We start from the raw sequence: 22,860 nt of genomic DNA, 5'->3' as shown, positions 1-22,860 counted from the left end.
TTTTGGGAGAAGACGAAGCAGTCCGAAAACACGCTGCTGTTTACTGGTGATGAACTAATTTTTAATCGGGAGCGAACATCATTGCACCTTTCAAATTTGATCAACCGGTGGTTGTGGCCTTAACTTGTAGCACGCAGGGTTGCCGGCCAGTAACTAAACTTGATAATCTGACGACCTACTTTCTACCATCAGGCCGGCCTGCAGCTCTTCGTTTTCAACCACTTTACGTCTCTCCAATTTTTTTTGACCCGATCGGTCCAATCATAATCTTATGCAAATACTTCGACCCAGCTTGTTCGGCGTGCGCCGGGCTCTACTCCTATTATTTACGGTCTGTTCCTTCGCCGCCTACGGCCAGCTCAACGTTGAGGTGACCGGGCAGGACCTGACCTGTAACTCCATCCCTCAAGGTATCGCCGTAGCCACTGCCGATGGCGGCACTGCCCCTTACGCTTACGCCTGGAGCAACGGCGAAACGACCAGCGCCATCACTAACCTGACGGCCGGAGAATACACCGTTACGGTCACGGATGCGGCTAACAATACGGTAGTCGGATCCGTCACCCTCAACGAACCGGACCGCCTCAACGTCAGCATCACCGAGCCGGTGGAGTGTGACGAACCCTTCGAGATATCTATCGTCGCCTCCGGTGGCACGGCACCTTACGATTGGACCTGGTCCACCGGTGAGACGACCGAGTCGATCACCGTGCCCTCCGGCAATTACTGCGTGACCCTGGTAGATAATAACCTCTGTGGTTTCGTCACCTGCCGTAGAGTGGCACCGAACAATCCACTGGTTACCGTTGCGTCCGTCGACGTCACCTGCCCCGGTAATGATGACGGTAGCCTTGACGCTACAGCCACGGCCGGTACCCCTCCCTACACCTACGCCTGGAGCAACGGTGCAACTGGGCCCACCTTGGACGACCTAGCCCCCGGCGACTACACCGTCACCCTGACCGACAGCCGCGGCTGTACGGACGAGGCAACGGCCACCGTTAACGAACCCGACCCCATCGAGGGATTCATCTTCGGTGACTCCACCGTTTGCCCCGGCGTGCGGGATGCTTTCTTACGCATTGCCCCAACCGGTGGTACCGGTGAATACTCCTACGTCTGGAGTTTTATGGGCCAGGAGGCGCAGGGCATCGGCCCCATCGGCCCCGGCGTTTACTCCATCACGGTGACTGATGAGAACGGCTGTACCCTCGTTGATTCCTACACCATCGTCGAATCTCCCCCCATTGAAATCGTCGGCAGTGTAGAAGACATCGCCTGTTTCGGTCAGGAAAATGGCTCCATCGCAACCACGGTCAGCGGCGGCATGCCCCCTTACACCTACGCCTGGTCCACGGGCGCGACTACCTCCTTTATTAATGACCTGGCCGCCGGAGACTACTCCCTTACGGTCACGGACATTGAAGGTTGTGTCGGCACCTCCACCTTTGCCATCGAGCAAAATGACGCTCTTTCCATCGTTGGGACGGTCATCGATTTGACTTGTGAAGGCGACAGTAGCGGCGTCATCAATATCGACGTCAGCGGTGGCGACGGTGACTATGATTACCTGTGGAACGACGGCGCCACCACCGAAGACCGCACGGGCCTCGCCGCTGGTACCTACTCCATTACCGCTACGGACGGCAATGACTGTACCACAGAAGCGAGTTACACCGTGGAAGAACCCGACGCGCTCGTCGTCAATCTTTCTCCCACCAACCCCACCTGTTCGGATAGCGACGATGGTATCGTCCTGATCGGTATCGTCAACGGCACCATGCCCTTTACGATCACGGTTAACGGGGAAGCAAATGACGGCACCCTCAACAACGTCAGCGCCGGCACCTATCTCGTGGAAGTCACCGACGGTAACGGCTGTTTCGGTAGCATGTCCGTCACCCTCACGGCTCCGGATGCCATCGAACTCTCCGCCGAAGTCACCAACATCAACTGTTTTGGTGACAATGACGGCAGCATCGACCTCAGCGTCGGTGGCGGTACCCCGGGCTACACCTACGCTTGGAGCAACGGCGCCACCAGCCAGGATATCGATGATCTCGAGGCCGGTAACTACACGGTTACCGTTACGGACGCTAACAACTGTACGGCCGAGGCTACTTACACCATCAATACCAATACGGCCCTCGTCGTAACCGGAGTAGTTACTGACATCAACTGTAATGGCGACGCCACGGGCGCCATCACTACTTCCGTCATGGGAGGTGATATGGCTACCATCAGCTACGCCTGGAGTACGGGTGCCACGACGGCGGACCTGGACGGTCTCACTGCCGGCAATTATTCCGTCACCGTTATGGACGCCAACGCCTGCGCCGCGGTCGCCAATTTCACGGTTACCGAGCCTGACGCGATCGACCTGAGCGTACAAACCACGGATAACGACTGTAACGGCGACGCTAACGGCACGGCATCCGTCCTCGTTTCCGGCGGCACGCAGCCCTACGAAATTACCTGGAGCAACGGAGCGGTGGGAACCCCCATCGTCGGTTTACCCGCCGGCACCGAATCCGTCACCGTTACCGACGCCAATGGCTGTACGGCGGTGGCGCCTTTCACCATCACCGAGCCAGATGCGCTCACCTGTACCGTCAACGTGCTGCAGGAATCTACCCTTGGAGATAACGGCTCGCTAAGCGTTACCGGAACGGGCGGTACGGGTGCTTACACCTACCTGTGGAATACCGGCGCGACTACTCAAACAATCTCCGATCTCGCTCCTGGCACTTACTCCGCTACCGTCACCGATGCAAACGGCTGTACGACGGTTTGTAGCGAAACGCTGGCGGCCTTTGCGGGCCTCGGTAACTTCGTCTGGCTCGATTACGACGCCGACGGGCAGCAAGATCCTAACGAGCCCGGTGTGGCTGGTTACACCGTCTTCCTGAAGAACGCGAACGGTGATATCATCGACGAAACGGTAACCGACGCCAACGGAATGTATGCATTCAACGGCCTCGTGCCCGGAGATTACAGCGTCCTCTTCCCCGAGTTGCCCGGCAACATCCGTACGGAAGCCAATCAGGGCGCTGACGCAGGTGATAGTGACGCCGACCCTGCCATGAACGGAATGACCGGCATTTATAATTTGGAAGCGGGTGAGTTCGACCCCACCGTCGATGCAGGATTTGTACCGGTCCCTACCGGCGAGCTCGATGAGTGTAACTGCCTGAGCAATGCCTCGAACCCCGGCAACGGACAGTTCCAGCAAACCATCACCGTGACGGCCAGCCCGGGACAAACCTGGACGGTCACCGACCGCACCGGAATGTTCACCAACCTCGGTACCCCGACGGCTCCCCTCCCCATCGGGACGGAGCTCACCGAAACGCCGGACCCGGACAACGCCAACCAATCCCTCTACGTCATCACCTTCCGGGTAATTGATGGGCAGGCCTTCAGCGCGACGGTCTCCAATGGATTATCCAGCCTTTCCTTCGCCAACCAGTGTGATTACCCGACGTTGAGTTTCCAGCCGGAGCCACCGTCCTTACTCTGTACGTTCGATAGTGCCGTGGCGCTCAACGCCGTCGCTATTGAGGGTGGCGTAGCTACCACGGCCAATATCACCTATACGATCAACGACGTCGTCGTTACGGAACTGGACCCCTCTACGCTGGCGCCCGGTACGTACGTACTGTCCGCAGTTTACACCAGCGGCAGCGCCAACGGTTGTACCGTGGATTTGGAAAGAACCATTGAAATCACCGATGACTGTATGGCGAAACTCGGCGATTTCGTCTGGGAAGACCTCAACGGCAACGGTATGCAGGACCCCGGTGAACCCGGTATTGAAGGCGTAAAAGTCACCGTAAATAGCCAGGACGGCAGCTTCATGGACATGCAGTTCACCGACGAAAACGGGATGTACATGTTCATGGTCAACCCCGGTACCTACAAACTGACCTTCGAGCAACCCGCCGACCTGACGGCAACGCAACAGAATATGGGTAACGACGGCGACGACAGCGACGTGGACCCGCAGATGCTGATGACGCCCTTCTACACGGTTGGGCCTAACGGTCGAATCCCAACGATCGACGCCGGCTTTACGAGCCCCTGTATCGACAACGTGGACGACCCAGGAGCGATCAGCGGCAACCAAACCCTTTGCGGCCCTGGCAACGTACCGGATGAACTCGTCGAAACCGCCCCCGCTACCGGTGGCCAGGGTGAGCTCCAGTACCTATGGATGATGACGACCGTCGGCCCCGATCTGGACATTGATTTCTGGACGCCGATCCCGAATACCAACACGGAGAACTACCAGCCCGGCGCGATCTACGAGAATACTTACTTCGCGCGCTGTGTCCGCCGCGGCCTCTGCCGCTACCGGGAGACCGAACCCGTCCTGATCACCGTTGGTGACGCCGCGAATGCTCAGGTATCCGGAACCACCCGCGTTTGCGTTGGTGAGGATGCCACCTTCACGGCCCTGAACCCAACTCCGGGTAACCTGCTGACGTGGAACTTCGGCGGCCCCGCCGAAGCAGCCGTCCTGAACGGCCCAGTAGTGACGAATTCCTGGACGGAAACCGGCCTCTACAACGCCAACCTGACCGCTTCCGGCGGCGGTTGCGTGAGCCGTGATCCCTTCCTCGTCAACGTCATCGCTAACCCCGCCAGCTGTGGCGGCAACCTGACGGCAACCGGCGTAATGAACAACCTAGCCAACCGGGAAGTGACGATTGAATGGACGGTGCCTAATGACGGTAGCTTCTACCAGTTCGAACTGGAGCGCTCTACCAACGGAGTCGATTTCGAGATGGTGCGGGAAGGCCTCACCGAGGCGGCGTTTATGTCCGGTAGCGATGCGATCTACCGCCAGTCGGACGTCTCGCCGGTCAACGGCCGCAACTTCTACCGCATCCGCCTCATCGACGCCGAGTTTGGTGACCTGATGTCGAACGTAGTGGAATTGAACTTCGCCGCTGGGGTAACGACCCTCGGCCGGGTGTTCCCGAACCCTTCCAACAATGGCTTTGTCCACGTTGAACTCAGTGACCGCGCCGACGTGAGCGAAGGTGTAGGCATCCGCCTCTTCGACGCTCAGGGCCGCGCCGCCGGCACTTCACTCAAGCTTCCCGCCGGAACGGTGGCGGCGGACGTGGACGTACGCGGTCTCCAGGCCGGCATCTACGTTCTTCAACTGACGGTTGGAGGCGAGCAGGAGACGATTCGCGTAGTAATTAACTAAGTTGAACGCCAGTTCCCGGCTAAAATTGGCCGGATAACCTACAATGGATTGCAGACCCCGCCAGGCCCCATAGCCGGCGGGGTTTGCTGGTTTTTACTATGTATTGTTAGGACATTTAGCCGCCTTTTTTGCTCGCCTTAACGCTATATCTCCTTATCCTTGGCCAGTTAAAGCCTGCGATTCCGGGCTTGATTCCAGTCGCAAAAACCTACCAATCATGCAATTAGACTTTACTTATTTTCGCAAGGGCCTGACCTTGCTGGCCCTCCTGTTATCGGTGGGTGCCCTTCAGGCACAGTGTGCCTCCACGCTGGCCAATAACGCCGATTTTGAAGGCGGTTTAGATGGCGGAACTGGTCTTCCGAATAGCTACTACCTTTTCAGCGGTGCAGCTTTCACTGGTCTGTCAAGCAACACCGGAGATGGTTCGGCTAACTCCGCAGAGATCAATTCTACTGGTTTTGGTGCCATTGCGCAAACGGTAGGAGGTATTGCCGAAAACACGGAATACACTTTTGCGGTCGACATCCTCCGTTTACCGACGGAAGCCGACTACGTTGGCATTGCTATTTACTACCGGGATATGAACGGTGCGGACATCGGTGCTGCGGACTTTACCGTATTTGCCGACGAGAATATGGATTGGCAAACCATTAGCCGCACCTTGGTGTCGCCTGCAGGTACTGCACAAGTTCAGTTAGCCGTACAGGGAGACGGCGTTTTCCGCACGGATAACTGGTGTTTTGATCTGACGACGGCACCCGTCACCCCCGTATGTGAAAATAACCTGTTCACGAACCCACTTCTTGACGATGGTGATCTGAGTGCTTACGGTTCTTTCGCTAACGCCGGCGGTTCACCGGTGGGTACTGCCTCAGCTACCGGCGGTGTTGGTGGATCCGGCGCCGTACAGGTTGGTCCGCTGCCCGATACCTACTTCGAATTCTACCAGGCAAAACCAGCCAGCAACGGCGAGGTCTTTTACGGCCAGGTAGACGCTAAGCGTTTGGCGACAGCTGGTTACGCTCAGGTTCGTTTTGCGTTTGTGGACAACACCACCTTTACCCGCTACGGTGAGCAGTCCATGGACCTTACCTCCGCTGACTTCGAAACCTTCAACTTCAGTGGTATTTGCCCACCGGAAGCTAATGAAGTCCGCGTAACAATTGTAGGCGGAGAAAGCGCCTCATCCATTGCGGATAACTGGTGTTTATCCATGACTGATCCTCAACCCCCCGTAGATTTTTGCCCTGACGGCTTGGTGAGTAACCAGACCTTCGATGCTAATATCTCCAATTACTCAACGGCTTTTGGTGATGATATGGACATCACCTGGTCCGCTGATCAGGGTACCCTAAATAGTGGTGCGCTCCGCGTTGCGTGTGCCGCCAACGGCTGTGGTACGGCGACTTACGGTGACATCGGCCCCGGTGGCGCTTACGAACTCAACTTTGTGGCCAAGACGCTTGTAGATGGTGGTTTCCCGAATGCTGAAATTAAGTTCTTCAACGACGATTACTCCTCAACCCTGAGTATGGTGTCCATCAAGATTGAGGGTAATGAGTTGATCGGTTACCGTCTTATTGCTGAGGCTACAGACCCCGATATTGCCCACTTCGCCGTACAGTTCAATGGTAACCCTGGCGTCGACTACGTTGTAGATGATGTCTGCTTCCTGCCTTACACGGTTGAAGCTCCGATGACGCCCGAAGGAGAACTGGTTGTAAATGGTGACTTTGAAGCCGGTTCCGCGCTTACCGAAGCGACCTTCCGCAACGAGTTGGTGCAGGATCCCGCCACTGGCGTGATGGCTTTGACGTTTAATGATCCATCCGGCGAGTACGCAACAGCTTCCACTCCGGAGTATGCAGTTAGCGAAGGTGCCGAAATTATGACCTCCTTCGATAGCAAATATGCTGGTTCACTGGACTTTGCTAAAGTAAACTACACCTTCCGCGATGCTGCCGGTGCTATCCTGGACGTAGATGGAGATGATGGTGGACGCGTCGACAATAACATCCCTCAGGGTGAAGATTACGTTCGTTCCGAATACACGTACATCGCTCCTCCCGGTTCGGCCACCCTTCAACTACAGGTAGAGCGGGGAAGTGGTGAAGGTTACATTACCGTTGACAACATCTCTATTGTCAACGTAACGGCCCTCCCCGTGACCCTCAGCGACTTCCGCGGGGTAGCCATGAATAAAGCCAACAAAATCACCTGGTCTACTTCTTCCGAAGAAAATACGGAGATGTTCTACCTCGAGCGCAGCCGCAACGGTGTCGACGCCTGGACGGAAATTGCAACGGTGAACGCCGCTGGCAATAGCGACCGCGAAGTAGCTTACGAAGCCATGGACGAGCAGCCGCTCGGTGCTTCCTACTACCGCCTCCGTTCCGTTGATTTTGACGGTGCTACACAGTTGTCCGACGTCATCCGCATCGAGCGGGCTTCGGGTGTTACGCTTTCCGCCTACCCCAACCCCATCGGGAATGCCTTTACGGTAGAAACGGAGTTTGCCGAAACGACGAACTACAGCCTGTACGATGCCCTCGGCCGTGAACTCCGCAGTGGCCGCCTGGCCGCCGGCTTCCAGCGCACCGAGATCGCTACGGCGGACTTACCCGCTGGCCGCTACCTCCTCCGCGTTAACGGAGAGAGTCTGTTGCTGGTCAAGTAAGCTTTGCTTTACTTTTGAAAAGAGTTGCCCCGTCAGGTTTTTTGCTTGGCGGGGCATTTTTTTTTGCGCTGGCGCGGGTGCCGGGTTTTTGGGGGCAAAGAGGTGTCAATATTTAATCCTTATATTGATGTCTGATAGTTTAAAGTATTGCCGTCCCACTTAACTGATGTGATTTATACTATTTAAAATAGATTATCTCAATTCGGCTTTTCTACTCTAAAAGTTTATGAAACTATGCCTACTGCTTCTGCCGCTATTATTAATTCTACAAGGTTGTTCTATGGATTCTGAGTCTGTATATCCCTACAATTCAGAGGGGGAATACACTGTAGATTCTTATATCGAACACCTGCGGGCTGACACTAGCCTAAATGATGTTTTATTAAACTTCACGGTAGAATCATTAGATTCCATTCAAGCTGAATTGGCAAAATTATATCTTGCCAAAGAATTTGATCCTTATGAACACGCTACGCATTTCTTTTTAAATGCTTTAACAGTATACGTTGGAGAGTGCTACCTCAGAAACCACAATGGCACCTGGGTTTCCAGTGAGCGGGAAAATTTCAGGCCCCACGGCATTAAGCGAGATGGGCAAGTAGCTACTTCCTTTGTTTATTACATGCACGATACGTTTTACCAGTATCCAGATGAGTATGATTGGTCTACGTCTACTGAAGGTTTGTTTAACTTAAGAACTCTGTGCAATATGATTGAACCGGAGCTAAACAAGAAATAGGAGGTGTGAAAATGGTTGAGATTTTAAGAATTTAAATGCTGAACAATGAAAACCATTTTAGCGCAATTGATTTGGTTGTTCTTTGATTTGATGTTCTTTATTTCAATGGCTGCCCTATTTAATGATATGCCCAATATGTGGCAAGATGTAATGATGTATACATACGCATCATTATTTTTAATTGTAGTATGGTTATTTAGAGTAGTATTAATCCTAAGGTCATTTTTTAAGTCAGCGCAACATAAAAAGCCTCTGTTTTTTGCCTCTGGAATACTAAGTCTGACCTTAAACGTGCTGACATTTTTCTGTCTTTGCTTTATTCTCGTAGTCAGTATAGGGGTGCTAGGTGTTACCACAAACCCACCGTATTAAATGTATGAGTATGTTTTGACACAGTTTACCCCACAAGCTCTACATCCGCGGCAGCGCCAAGACCTAATCTTTAACTCAATCCCGGCGGTGCTTTTGACCTGCCAAACCCTCAACCCAACCTCCCCTGGCAGCGTTTACTAGAGCTACAACACGCCAACGCAATTTTCCGTAATTTTGCGGCCGCAATTACAAGCCCTTCCGCCATGCTCAACGTCCAGGATCTTACCGTACAGTTCGGTAAACGCGTACTTTTCAACGAAGTCAGCCTCCAGTTTACTCACGGTAACTGTTATGGTATCATTGGTGCGAACGGCGCCGGTAAATCAACTTTCCTGAAGGTAATCTCCGGGGAGTTGGACCCCACCCGCGGCCACGTCAGCCTCGAGCCGGGAAACCGGATGGCCGTCCTCAGCCAGAACCACTTCGGTTTTGAGGAACACACCGTGCTCGACACCGTCAAAATGGGCCACGGAGTGCTCTACGCGATGGAGCAGGAGAAGAATGCCATCTACATGAACCCCGAGGCAACCGAAGCCGACGGGATGCGCGCCGCCGAACTCGAAAACACCTACGGCGAAATGGGTGGCTGGACGGCCGACTCCGACGCCGCCGAACTGCTCTCGAATATGGGCATCAAGGAAGACCTCCACTACAAGATGATGGAGGAACTCAGCGGCCCCGAAAAGGTAAAGGTCCTCCTCGCCCAGGCGCTATTCGGTAACCCGGATATCCTCCTGCTCGATGAGCCGACGAACGACCTGGACGCACCGACGGTACACTGGCTGGCCGACTTCCTGGCGGACTTCCCCAACACGATCATCATCGTGAGCCACGATCGTTACTTCTTGGACATGGTGTGTACCCACATTGTGGACATTGACCGGCAGCAAGCCAACATCTATACGGGTAATTACACCTTCTGGTACCAATCCAGCCAGTTGGCGCTGCAACAGGCGGCCAACAAGAATAAGAAGATGGAGCAAAAGCGGGCCGAGATGCAAGAGTTCATTGCCCGGTTCTCCGCCAATGCCTCGAAGTCCAAGCAGGCTACGAGCCGGAAGAAGGCGTTGGAGAAGCTCAATATCGAAGAAATCAAGCCCAGCTCGCGGAAGTATCCTTTTATCGCTTTCCAGCCGGAGCGAGAGCCGGGAGACCAGATCTTGAAGGTGACCAACCTGAGCAAGAAGTCGCCCGAAGGCACCGTACTGTTCGACAACGTGTCCTTCACCATGAACAGCAAGGACAAGATTGCCCTCCTGGCGCAGGAAGCGACGGCCCTGACGGCCTTTTACGAGATCCTGGCGGGAGAAACCGAAGCCGATAGCGGTACGGTAGAGTGGGGGCAGACGATCACCGTTCAGCACCTTCCCAACGAAAATGCTGAGTATTTCCAAGCATCCAACGGTCTCGACCTGGTGGAGTGGCTGCGGCAGTACTCCCAGAATAAGGATGAGCAGTTTATCCGTGGCTTCCTCGGGCGGATGCTCTTTACCGGTGAGGAAGTGCACAAGGACAGCAGCGTACTCTCCGGTGGAGAAAAGGTCCGGTGTATGCTCAGTAAAATGATGCTGAACAGCCCGAACTTCCTCTTGCTGGACGAGCCGACGAACCACCTTGACCTGGAATCCATCACGGCACTGAACAACGCCCTGAAGGAATTCAAGGGGGACTTCATCATGAGCTCTCACGACCACGAATTGGTACAAACCTCCTGTAACCGCATCATTGAGATCGGCCCCGGCGGTACGATCGATAGCCTGCTGAGCTACTCCGAATACCTGGAGTCGGATGAGATCAAGGAGAAGCGGCTCGCGTTGTTTGGCGAGGCCGTAGCGTAGGGTAGAACTCTATCGAGGAGTTCCGGATATAATTAGCGGATCGGGAAATACTCCACTCGAAAAGCTTGGCACCCAGGGTACGGACAGCTACCTTGCCGGTAGATGTGTGATCATTGAAATCACTCTTTATACCAGAGTAATCCGGACGCACGTAGACAGCGCCCCAGCCAACGTACACCCCTTGCAGCCCTTCGACCACTTCCTCGTTATCGACTGGAGTTCCCGCTCCAAACCCAGCCCGGCCAAGCCGGCGAAGGACGCCATCTGGGTAGCGGAAGGACCAGCGGAGGGGCGCACGGTGACCAAGTACTTTCGCACGCGGGCCGAATGCCAGACCTACGTGCGCCGCCGCTTGCGGTATCTCCACAAAAAGAAACATCGCGTTCTGGTGGGGTGGGACTTTGCCTTCGGCTACCCCAAGGGCTTTGCCAAAGCCCTACGGCTTGGGAAGAAAGCACCTTGGCCGTCCATCTGGAAACTACTCAATAGTCTTATCAGGGATAAAAAAGATAACGCCAACAACCGCTTTACTGTCGGAGGTGACCTGAACCGGCGAATTACCGGAGGGAGCGGGCCTTTTTGGGGCGTACCCGCCGGACAAAGTGGTGTGTTCTTGGGGTCAAAAAAGGATTTCACCTATCCGGTAAAAAATAAACGGGTCTCTTTGAAAGAACGGCGGCTGGTGGAACTGCGCGCACCCAAAATGCAGCCACCCTGGAAGCTGGCCTACACCGGTAGCGTTGGTGGCCAATCCCTGCTCGGTATCCCCCGCCTCTGCCAGTTGGTGAACGACGAGCAACTCCAGGAGAACACGCGAGTATGGCCTTTCCAGACCGACTTTGACCGCGACCTCCCAGCAGTGGGACCCTTGATCCTCCACGCCGAGATCTACCCCAGTATGCTGTCCCTGCCTAAAAAGGATAAGATCGTGGATCGGGAACAAGTCCGCACCTACCTAAAATGGCTCCGATCGTCCCAGCAAAGCGAAAAGCTCACGGGTATCCTGGCCGCCCCAACCGACTTGACGGAAAAAGAACGCAAGCAAGCCGTCCGCCACGAAGGCTGGGTGTTAGGAGTTGCGAGTAATCAGTAGCGAGTAGCAAGTAGCAAGTAGCAAGTAGCAAGTTGTGCAACTCGTAACTCGATACTTGCAACTCGACACTCGCAACTCAAAAACCCCTACCTTCGCGCCCTCAAAATGACCAAGTGGCTATGACCGAGAGGAAAATCAAATCCGCCCTAGTTTCCGTGTACCATAAAGACGGCCTCGGGCCCATTGTGGATGCGCTGGATAAACTGGGCGTCACAATCTACAGCACCGGTGGCACCGAAACGTTCATCCGCGACCGCGGTATCGGCGTCGTACCCGTAGAGGACCTGACGGGTTACCCTTCCATCCTGGACGGCCGTGTTAAGACCCTCCACCCAAAGGTGCACGGGGGAATCCTAGCCCGCCGGGAAGCCGACCACCTCGGCCAACTGGAGAAGTACGACATTCCGGAGATCGACCTCATCATTGTTGACCTTTACCCCTTCGAAGAAACCGTCGCCAACACGGAAGAAGAGGAACTCATCATCGAGAAGATCGACATCGGCGGGATCGCCCTTATCCGCGCCGCGGCGAAGAACTACAACGACGTGGTGATCGTGCCCAGCCAGGATGACTACGCTACCCTGCAGACCATCCTCGACGAGAAGGAAGGCACCACCGATCTGGCCGACCGCCGCAACCTGGCCCGCCGTGCTTTTGCGGTGAGCAGCCACTACGATACGGCGATCTTCAATTACTTTAACGAGGACGAAGGATTAGACGTCCTGAAAGTGAGTGAGCTACACGCCACGCCCCTCCGCTACGGCGAAAACCCTCACCAGAAAGCGACCTTCTACGGTCACTTCGAACAGATGTTCACCAAGCTGAATGGTAAGGATGTCAGCTACAACAACCTCGTCGACATCGACGCCGCAGTTGGGCTGATGGCTGAGTTCGAGCACGGTAAGCCCGCTTTCGCCATCCTGAAGCACACCAATGCCTGTGGCGTTGCCGTCCGGGATTCCCAATTGGAAGCCTGGAATGCTGCCCTTGCTGCCGACAACGTTTCTGCCTTTGGTGGCATTCTGATCACCAACAAGCCGGTGGAACTCACCACGGCGCAGGAAATCGATAAGCTCTTCTACGAAGTACTCATCGCCCCGGACTTTACCGACGCCGCCCGCGAACTTCTCAGCAAGAAGAAAAAACGGATCCTCCTGCAGTACCACCACCTGGAGCAGCAGCACCGCAGTTTCAAGACCCTCCTCAACGGCGTAGTCGCTCAGGATACCGACCGCAAAACGGAAACGGCCGCTGACTTCACCGTCGTCACCGATCGGGAGCCTACGCAAGCGGAGGTGGAGGATTTGGTATTCGCTAATAAGTGTGCGAAGCATCTGAAGTCCAACACCATCGCTCTGGTGCGCGATAACCAGCTGATCTCCATGGGTTGTGGGCAAACGAGCCGGGTGGATGCGCTCAAGCAGGCCATCCACAAGGCGGGCGCCTTCGGTTTTACGACGGAGGGTGCCGTAATGGCCTCCGACGCTTTCTTCCCCTTTAGCGATTGCGTTGAGATCGCCCACGAAGCGGGCATCAAAGCCGTCGTCCAGCCGGGTGGTTCAATTCGGGATAAGGACTCAATTGCCGCATGTAATGAGCGTGGTATGGCCATGGTCACTACCGGCGTTCGGCACTTCAAGCATTAATCAAAATATTTAACGCCGGCTTAAGAACCCCCGGGCCCGCCCCGAGCGTCTTATCGCCGACTTTACGATATGGAAACGCCGATCAAATCGTCCACCCTGGCCATTGACATGGGGAATTCTTCCGCGAAAGCGGGTGTATTCCGGGAGGGGGAACTGATCAGCCCGCCGGTTCGCTTCGACTACGCCGATTGGCACGTTGCGGACGAATTGGTGACCAACCATCGCGTCAGGAACATCGTCTATTCCTCAGTGGCGAACGAGCCACCTCAAGAGGTTCTGGACAAATGGACAACAGCAGGCATCCGCCTCTATTCACTGCAGCCCGGCTCGCCCCTCCCTTTCCCTTCCGTTTACACTACTCCGGAAACGTTGGGTCAGGACCGGATCGCGGCCATCCTCGGTATGCGGGCGGATTTACCCACTCACCCTGCACCCGCGGCAGCGCCCAACCCAACAACCGCTTATCTGATTGTGGACGCCGGAACTTGCGTAACGAGTGATTTGGTGGACGCAAATGGTCTGCACCACGGCGGCAACATTAGCCCCGGGATGCGGATGCGGTTGCGGGCCATGCACGAGTTTACCGCGCGCCTTCCGCTGCCGGATCCCCTTACGCCTTCGGGTACGGTAGGGGATGCAACGGTTGCGGCGCTGCGCCACGGTGCCATGCGCGGATTGGTTTATGAACTGGAAGGTTTGTACCACCGCCTGGCTGCCACCTACCCCGGTCTGGAATTAATTCTGACCGGTGGAGATGGTGAGTGGCTTGCTGAACAATTGTCCGTGCCTTGTTCCTATCGCCCTAACCTGGTCCTGCGCGGCCTTATCGAAATCACGTCAACTTATGTACCCAACGAATCGTAAATCAAGTCTGCTCCTCTACGCGCTACTCCTCCTGAGTGGTGCGCCATTGTGCGGGCAGAGCGTGCTTTCGGACGTGTCGGAAATTCGGCCGAAGCTGAATAGCCCCCTCTCACGTACTGGTTTGGGCAACCCGTTGGATCAGGTCCACGCCGCCAACTCCGGAATGGGAGCGATGTACACGACGTACCAAAATGCTTTCCACCTGAATATCCAGAACCCGGCCTCCCTGGCTAGCCTGCGGAGCGCCAGCTTTGAACTGGGTATCTACGCCCGCCGCGCAGACCTGACGGATGCCAGCGGATCGGCTACTACGGACCAGGGTAACCTCCGCTACCTCGCGCTGGGATTCCCACTCCGCAGCCCAATTACGCAGAGCATCGACCGGCAGGACGACAACTGGAATGCCGGCATGGCTTTCTCAGTAGCACCCACAACGGTTGTGGGCTACGACCTGGCCTTGGACGGTGAGAGTGATCAATTTGGTCGCACGACCAATATCCTACGAGGTAAGGGTGGCGCATACCGATTCACCTGGTCAAATGCCTTCCGCTACAAGTCCTTGAGCGCTGGTGTGAACCTGAACTACAACTTTGGCAAGACGACCAACAGCCGCCTGGTCATTTTTGATGAAGTGGAAGAATCGCTGGCCAGTGAACTGCTGCAGGAAAGTGCGCTGGATGGGCTCACCTTTGGATACGGCGTGCAGTACGCCTATAACTTCAAGATGACCAACGATGATGGAGAGTTAGTGCCCAACGGCAAACGCATCTTACTGGGCTTGAGCGGCCAGTTTGGTGGAGACGTGGAGGTGGACGCAACCAGCGTGCTTCGTCGCTTTAGCCCCAACGGCCAATTATTCCTATCCGACACGATCGGTGGGGGAGTGCAGGAGACCTTTGGCACCGTCACGATGCCCAGCACGCTGAATGCAGGAATAGCTTATGAGCAAATCAACCGCCTTTACGTCGGCGTAGAGTTCGGGATGCAGAACGGCAGCGAATACGTCAATACCGTCAACCCGGATCGGTTGCTGGACGCCAACCGGATCGCTTTTGGCATCCAGTACATACCGAACATTGCTAGCTTCAACAGCTATTGGAAAAGAGTAAGGTACCGTGCGGGCCTGCGCCTGGAGGATGATCCGCGTTCCGTGGATGGCCAACAGGTTCGCCGCAACGCCGTTACCCTCGGTGCGGGTTTTCCGCTCCGCCTCCCCCGCAACCAGGTGTCTTTCGTAGACTTCGCCGTGGAAGCCGGACAGTTCGGCGTCAAGGACGTGCTGGACGAAAACTACATACAACTCACCCTGGGCTTCTCGTTAAACGATAACTCATGGTTCTTTAAACGTAAACTCAATTAATAAGCCAACATGCAAAACTTACTAAGAAAACTAACCCTGCTGCTGGTTCTCTGCGCTACGGCCGCCACGGCAAACGCTCAGTGTGCCACTTGGGTGGACTCTCCCCAGATGGATAAGGCCACCGATGCTCACGTCTCTTACCGCAACTTCGTGAAGGACAAAACGGCCGAACAGGTAGCCGCGATGCCCCAATCCGACTTCGACGCCGCTTTTAATAGCTGGAAGACCGTTTACGATATTGCTCCCGCTGCCGATGGCAAGCGTGCTACGCACTACCGCGATGGCCGCCTTCTCTACCGCGCCATGATTCAAAAAACGACTGATGCCGCCAAGAAAAAGGAATACGGTCAGCGCCTCGTGGAACTTTACGACGAGCAACTCGCCTGTTACCCCGAGGAGGAAGCTTACATCCTCGGCCGTAAGGGTTACGATATGTTCTACCTCAACGGTTACAGCCTTCAGGCCATCGATGTGATTGAAGCCGCCATGGAAAAAGGGGGTGACAAGACGGAGTACATCGTGCTCCCGCCACTCGGCCAGTTGTTAGGCTACTACTTCGAGAAAGAGCAAATTGACGCTGACCGCGTTCGCTCCCTCTACGAAAAGGGCGTCGCACTTGCCGATGCCAACACCGGTAGCGATTACGCGCAGTACTACGGTGATGCAAAAGCCAACCTCGTAGCGGCCATCAAGAAGTACGAAGACCAGATCTTTGACTGTGAGTACTTCAAGCAGCAGCTGCTCCCCACGTTCGAAGAGAACCAGGATGATCTTAAAATGCTCCTTTACGTAGTAGCCAAGGCGAAAGCTCAGGGTTGTGACGAGAGCGACGCATTCGTCCAGAAAGTACAGGCTCGTTACGATGTCGTATACGCCTCCCGCGCCGAAGAGTACGAGGAGGAGCGCCGCAAGAACGATCCTACCTATACCGCTCGTGAGTGTTACGACGCCGAGGATTACGCTTGTGCTGTCGCTGAATACGAAAAGGCAATCGACCTCATCGACGACAACGAGAAGAAAGCGCAAGTCTACTACCAGATTGCTTCCATCCAGAACGCCAAGCTTGGTCAGTACGGTTCCGCCCGCGTCAACGCCAACAAAGCCGCGTCCCTCAAGGGTGGATGGGGTAAGCCCTACATCCTCATCGGTGACATCTACGGCCGCATGAGCCGCAACTGTGGCGATGCTTACGACCAGCGCCTTGCCGTACTTGCCGCCATCGACAAGTACGCTTACGCCCGCAGCATTGATAGCGAAGTAGCCGGAACGGCCAGCAGCCGGATCGCCAACTACTCTAACTCAATGCCCATCAAAGCAGATGCCTTTAGCCGGAGCCATTCGGAAGGTCAGGTACTCACCGTTGGCTGTGGAATCAACGAGAAAGTGAAGCTGCGCTTCAACTAAGATCAAACAATTGTTTGTAGAATGCCCCGTCGGTCTAACTGGCGGGGCATTTTTTGCTTTCAGCCCTGGTGTTCCTAATGTATTCGCGCTTTTCATACCCATTCTCCGGGCGCTGCCGCGGGTGCCAGGGCAAGGGGCAAGTGAACACGGACGGGCCGTAAACCTATAGAGAGCGGGGACTAACGGCGGATCGGCCTCTTCTCTGAGTTGACGATAACGGTGAATAAATCATAAAAGTGCCCGCAAGTTTTGTGCAAGTGCTGAGACATATTAGCTTTACGTGATAAAATCGACCAAAAGACACTGCTATGCCCTGTGCGTAGCTAACCGATAACCTTTAATACATGCCTGATTTGGGCTTTCAATCTTTTCAATTAAATCGTAATCTTATGAAGCAAACAAAACATTTGCTTATGTTAGCTCTATGCTGCCTCTGCAGTATCGGGTTGACAGCACAAACCTACCAGGCCGACGGCGTGGGGGAAATCATCCCGCTGGAAGGCACCGGTGGTGGAGGATACGAAGGCAACTTCCAATCCTTCAACTTCGACGTAGACGCTGAGGGTACCCTCGGTGAAGACATCGAGATCCAGAGCCTTCAGCTTTTCATCGACCACACTTTCGTGGGCGATCTTTTCCTGGTACTCGTTAATCCTGACGGTATCGAAACTGTAGTCACGACCGGTTCCGGTGGTGATAATGATGGCTACAACGGTTACATCTACGCGGACACGGCCTCTATCGCCGTTGAAGGTGGTGTTCCCGGTACGGACGCCCTCACTCTTTCTGCTCGCCCACTCTTCCCCTTCAACACCATGTTCGGTGGTGACGACGTAACGGGAACGTGGAAGCTTAACGTTTACGACCAGTTCGGTGGCGACACCGGTACGTTCGTAGGCGCTAGCCTTGCTTTCGGCCCACAGACTGACCTTACGCCTACCAACATGCAGCGCGTAAACCTCGCAACCATCTCTGAGATCAACCTGACGCTCAACGATGACTGCCAGGGTCTCGTAATTCCTGAAATGGTCCTCACGGGTGATTTCGACGACGACGGTGACAGCATTGCTGTTGATCCTGACTTCTTCGAAGTAATCGTTCTTGACGAAGACCAGTCTAACGGTCCCGTTGTTGACGGTTGTGGTTCTTACACCTTCATGGTGAACGCACTCGAGCCTGACTTTGACATCACCAGCGGTTTCGTTGACCAGTTCGATCCAGACGGCCCCAACGTAACTACTACTGTTGGTCCTGACGCAACGGCTGAATTCGACGGCGCTACGCTGACGATGACTTCTACCGGTAGCGGTTCTACCGAGCTTGCTGACGACGACGCTGTTGTTGACATCATGTTCATCGAGACTGGTTTCGTAAGCTTCGGCTACGAAGTACTCCTCGAAGAAACTGACGGTACGTTTGACTTCGCGGTAATCGACTTCGAGGGTAACGTTCTTTACCAGCTTCCTCAGGTAACTACCTCACTCCTTCAGGACGACGGTAAGATCACCGACATCGAAGTTGCTCCCGGTAATACGCTTACGTTCATCCTTCAGGGTAACAACGTAGTGAGCACGCAGGAGACTTCTACCTTCGAAATCACTGACTTCCAGTTCATCGCGACTCCTCCCGGACCGCCACTGGAAATCGTAAACTTCACCACTGGCTGGGGTACGGTTAACGCCGAAGACAAGACGCCACCCGTTCTCGTAGAAGGTGTTGATGACATCCTCTCCGGTCTTCTCTGTGTTGACGTTGACGCTAACAACCTGAACAACCTCGCTCCAACCGTGAGCCGTTGTTACCTCGCTAACTCCGTAACTGGTGCTACCATCCCAGGTTCTATGGCTCCTGAATTGCGTGCAGTTCTTAGCCCCGACATGTTCGATGACGTATCTCCCGACACGGCGCTCGTACCTACTTTCTTTGACGGCTGTGCCGGTATCATCGAAGTATGTGTATCTGACGTTGTTGAGTCTTCTACCGACGGTTGTGGCCAGACGGTTATCACCCGTACTTTCCGTGCTAACGAGCAGAACGCTTGTACGCCACTGAACGAAGACGAAGCCGGTGCTGACACTGAAATCGTAACCAGCTTCACCATCGCTTTCGACCGTCCTACGCTCGACAGCCTGAATCCTCAGAACATCAACCCAGTTGTTGAGATCGAGGCTTGTGGTAACGCTAACTCTGCCCTTGAATTCCTTCCCGAAGAGGAGGACTTCCCCTTCCTGCAGCTTGGTGAGCGTACGTTCTCTCTGGCTAGCAACGAAGCTGCTTGTTCCATGATCGCTACGACGTTCTCTAACAACGAGACGCCCATCCAGACTTGCCCATTCACGGTTAAGTTCCAGCGTACTTACACCGTCGTTGACTGGTGTAACCCTACGGAAGTACAGACTTTCAGCCAGTTCGTAAAAGTTGGTGACACCACCGGCCCAACGTTCTCTAGCCCATCTGCTACTATCGACGGTGAAGGTAACCTTGACGCTACCCTTACTTACCGCACTAACGTAGGTGGTGAGTGTGCTGCTATGGTTCGCCTTGACGGCCCCGGTGTTGGCGCTCTTGATGAGTGTTCCGGTTCTACCGTAGACATCAGCGTTGCTATCTACCCTGATGGTGACATCACGCAGGCTCCTTTCGGTGCTTACCCTGTAATGCTGAGCAACGGTGCTCCTGAAATGTCTGACCCACTGGAAGTTGGTGACTACGCTTTCGTTTACACCTCTACTGATGAGTGTGGCAACCAGACCGTTTCTACCGTTCCTTTCCAGGTTGTTGACGGCAATGGCCCAGCTGCCTTCTGTGAAGATGGCCTCAACATCGGCCTGAGCCGCCCTGCTGGTCTTGCAGTGGTAACCCCACAGCAGATCGACAAAGGTTCTTTCGATGACTGTTCTTCTGAGCTCACCTACCAGTTGGGTGTTGGCGAAGACATGACCTCTATTCCTACGGAATTCTCTGACGAGATCGTTTTCACTTGTGATGACCTCGGCACTCAGTTCGTAACCCTCGAAATCACTGACGAAGAGGAGAACGTAAACTACTGTTGGACAACCGTCCTCGTAGAACTCAAAGTTGGTGACACGCCAACTTGTATCGCTCCTAGCGCTGTAACACTGACTTGTTCTGAATTCACCACTGCACTTCCCGGCAACCTCGAAGAGGCTACTGACGAAGAGCTGAACGCTGCCTTCGGTGTAGCTACCGGTGTTGGTACTTGTGGTGCTGAAGTTACTGGTGAGTTTGTAGTAAACAACCTCAACGAGTGTGGTATCGGTACCGCTGTACGTGAATACCAGGCGACTGACCCACAGGGTGGCGTTTCTCAGAACACTTGTACGCAGTTGATCACTATCGTAGGTATCTACGACTACCAGATCGTTCTTCCTGGCAACGCCCGCACGAACGACTGTATGGACGAATTCGAAGCTGATGAGCTTGAGATCGTTGGTGGTGCTTGTGACCTCCCCGTTGTTACTCCGGTAACCGAAGAGATCTTCAACACTGCTGGTGAAGAGTGCTACCAGATCCGTACTACGTACACGATCGTTAACACTTGTGAATTTGACCCTGCGACTGGCGGTACTACCGAAATCTCTCGCGATGGTCTTGACGTTTCCGACAGCGATCCTATCTACCTTAACGTAGTAAGCAACAACGCTGCTACTGAAGGTGATGACCTCGCTTTCGTTTCTGGTTCTGACAACGTTCAGTTCACGCCAAACGACGATGATGACCTCGAACTCGTTGGTTACGCTGCCTCTGCTGGCCGTGGTAACTTCACGTACGTTCAGAACATCAACGTATTCGACCGCACCAGCCCAGTTGTAGAAGCTGCTGCTCCTACTGCTTGTGTGCCTGGTTGTACGGCTGACCTCAGCCTGCCATTCACGGCTACTGATGAGTGTCTTGCTCCTCGCATCCAGCTTGAGCTCGATCCTAACTTCACGGGTACCTTCGAAGCTGCAACTGTTGACGGTGTGGTAATCACGCTTGACGCTACTGACGCTGACAACGGTAACTACGTAATCAATGCTACCGGCGTACCTGCTGGTGACCACGCTATCCGCATCACGGCCATCGACGGTTGTGGTAACGCTACTCCTGCTATCGTACAGGTGAGCGTATGTGGTGATGTTGCACCAGTTCCACTGTGTATCGGTACGCTGATCGCTACCCTCCAGGATGATGGAAACGGTGGTGGTGTTGCTGAAGTATGGGCAACCGACTTCCTCACCAACTCCCCACTCGTTGACTGTTTCGGTGACGACGTAACCAAGTACGGTATCGTACGCGCTGGCGAAGGCCCAGCTACTGCTGACATGATCGGTCTCGACGTAACCTGTGCTGACGCCGGTGAACTCGTAGCCGTTGAAGTGTACGCTTTCTCTGACAACGTAAGCGATGACGTAGCTCCAGCATTCTGTAGCGTTCTCATCCAGGTTGACGAAGGCGACGGTGTTGACTGTGGCGGTGGTGGTAACATCTCCGGTACGATCGTAACCAACAGCAGCTCTGCTATGGGCAACGTTGAGGTAACCCTCACCGGTGCTGACGACATGGACGTAATGGACATGAGCGACGACAACGGTTCCTTCAGCTTCGTAAACCTCCCACTGGGTGGTGACTACACGCTGACTCCTGCTTACCAGGAGCCCGTAAACCTCCAGGAAGTGAAGATCTCTGACGTTGTCATGATCTCCAGCGTAATCCTCGGTACGGCTCAGTTCGAGTCTGACTACGACTACCTCGCTGCCGATGTTAACCAGGATCAGAACCTCAACGTTCTCGATATGGTAGGTATCCAGCGTGTAATCCTTGGTCTTGACGACAACTTCGCTACTGGCGAGTCTTGGGGCTTTGTTCCTGCTGACGTTGACGTAAGCAACCCTTACGCTACTGCATTCCCAGAAGTAATCAATGCTAACGACCTCGAAGCAAATGTCCTCGACGCTGACTTCGTAGCCTTCGCTTACGGTAACGTAACCGGTGAAGGCCGTACGGCAATGACCATCGAAGCTGCTGATGCTGCTCTCGCCGCTGGTGAGACGCACACGCTGACTATCGACGCTGCTGAGCTTGCTGGTTTCCAGGGCACGATCGAACTGGCCGCTGGCCTCGAACTCGTTGCTGCTGACTACGCTGGCGAAGGTGCACTGAACCTGAACTACGCTGCTCAGGGCCAGATCGCTGTTGCTCTTCTTGGTGGTTCCGTATCCCTCGAGGTACGTGCTACTGAAGCTGGTAACCTTAGCGACTACGTTACGCTGACTGACGCCATCGCTGTTCGCGAAGGTGTTGCGGCTAACGGCGCTTCTGGTGCTATTAACCTGACCTTCGGCGCTGTTGCCGCTGGTGAGGCTGTAACTACGCTCGGTGAGGCTACGCCAAACCCAGTTGTTGAGTCTACCATGATCAACTACACGCTCGCTGCTGACAGCGACGTAACGCTGAGCATCCAGGACGTTCAGGGCCGTACGATCCTCGTACGTAACCTCCGCGGTACTGCTGGTGTAAACGGTGAGCTGATCAACGTTGCTGACCTGAACGGCGCTACTGGCGTCCTCACGTACACGCTCGTTGCTGGTGACTTCTCCGCTACGAAGAAGATGGTTGTTGTTCGCTAAGCGAAACCAATCATTG

Annotated in this window: 11 protein-coding genes; all 11 read left to right on the top strand. The window is 54.7% G+C overall.

Annotation, left to right across the window (positions count from 1 at the left end):
• The first annotated feature begins 271 nt into the window (after nt 1–271).
• The 11 genes from A3850_RS18980 to A3850_RS18930 all read left to right on the top strand — a co-directional run bounded on the left by A3850_RS18980 (nt 272) and on the right by A3850_RS18930 (nt 22,844).
• Nucleotides 272–5,218 (top strand): SdrD B-like domain-containing protein, encoded by a 4,947-nt coding sequence (locus tag A3850_RS18980; protein WP_082921968.1) that lies wholly within the window; start codon nt 272–274, stop codon nt 5,216–5,218.
• A gap of 217 nt (nt 5,219–5,435) precedes the next feature.
• Complete coding sequence (locus tag A3850_RS18975) at nt 5,436–7,898, top strand: T9SS type A sorting domain-containing protein (RefSeq protein ID WP_068220989.1); 2,463 nt, start codon at nt 5,436–5,438, stop codon at nt 7,896–7,898.
• A 226-nt stretch (nt 7,899–8,124) separates the two neighbouring features.
• On the top strand, nt 8,125–8,637 hold the full coding sequence (locus A3850_RS18970) for a hypothetical protein (protein ID WP_068220986.1): 513 nt from the start codon (nt 8,125–8,127) through the stop codon (nt 8,635–8,637).
• Between the two features lie 45 nt (nt 8,638–8,682).
• On the top strand, nt 8,683–9,009 hold the full coding sequence (locus tag A3850_RS18965; RefSeq protein ID WP_068220983.1) for a hypothetical protein: 327 nt from the start codon (nt 8,683–8,685) through the stop codon (nt 9,007–9,009).
• 203 nt (nt 9,010–9,212) lie between these two features.
• Nucleotides 9,213–10,847 (top strand): ABC-F family ATP-binding cassette domain-containing protein, encoded by a 1,635-nt coding sequence (locus tag A3850_RS18960; RefSeq protein WP_068220980.1) that lies wholly within the window; start codon nt 9,213–9,215, stop codon nt 10,845–10,847.
• A gap of 181 nt (nt 10,848–11,028) precedes the next feature.
• Complete coding sequence (locus A3850_RS18955) at nt 11,029–11,940, top strand: hypothetical protein (protein ID WP_157501458.1); 912 nt, start codon at nt 11,029–11,031, stop codon at nt 11,938–11,940.
• Between the two features lie 119 nt (nt 11,941–12,059).
• Complete coding sequence (gene purH / locus A3850_RS18950; protein WP_068220974.1) at nt 12,060–13,586, top strand: bifunctional phosphoribosylaminoimidazolecarboxamide formyltransferase/IMP cyclohydrolase; 1,527 nt, start codon at nt 12,060–12,062, stop codon at nt 13,584–13,586.
• Between the two features lie 69 nt (nt 13,587–13,655).
• The gene (locus tag A3850_RS18945; protein ID WP_068220971.1) at nt 13,656–14,450 is read left to right on the top strand and encodes a type III pantothenate kinase; all 795 of its coding nucleotides are present in this window, start codon (nt 13,656–13,658) and stop codon (nt 14,448–14,450) included.
• Entirely contained in the window at nt 14,431–15,810 is a 1,380-nt protein-coding gene (locus A3850_RS18940) for a hypothetical protein (protein ID WP_068220968.1), read from the top strand. Before A3850_RS18945 ends, A3850_RS18940 begins: the two co-directional genes overlap by 20 nt.
• A gap of 9 nt (nt 15,811–15,819) precedes the next feature.
• Nucleotides 15,820–17,214 carry a hypothetical protein gene (locus A3850_RS18935; protein ID WP_068220965.1) on the top strand — a complete coding sequence of 465 codons (1,395 nt, stop codon included), beginning with the start codon at nt 15,820–15,822 and terminating at the stop codon, nt 17,212–17,214.
• Between the two features lie 413 nt (nt 17,215–17,627).
• The gene (locus tag A3850_RS18930) at nt 17,628–22,844 is read left to right on the top strand and encodes a proprotein convertase P-domain-containing protein (protein ID WP_197494118.1); all 5,217 of its coding nucleotides are present in this window, start codon (nt 17,628–17,630) and stop codon (nt 22,842–22,844) included.
• Nucleotides 22,845–22,860: the final 16 nt, after the last annotated feature.

Origin of the sequence: Lewinella sp. 4G2, assembly GCF_001625015.1 — a bacterium.
Classification (GTDB): Bacteria; Bacteroidota; Bacteroidia; order Chitinophagales; family Saprospiraceae; genus Neolewinella.
Note: the sequence above shows the minus strand (reverse complement) of the source record. Positions and strands in the feature narration are given on the sequence as shown.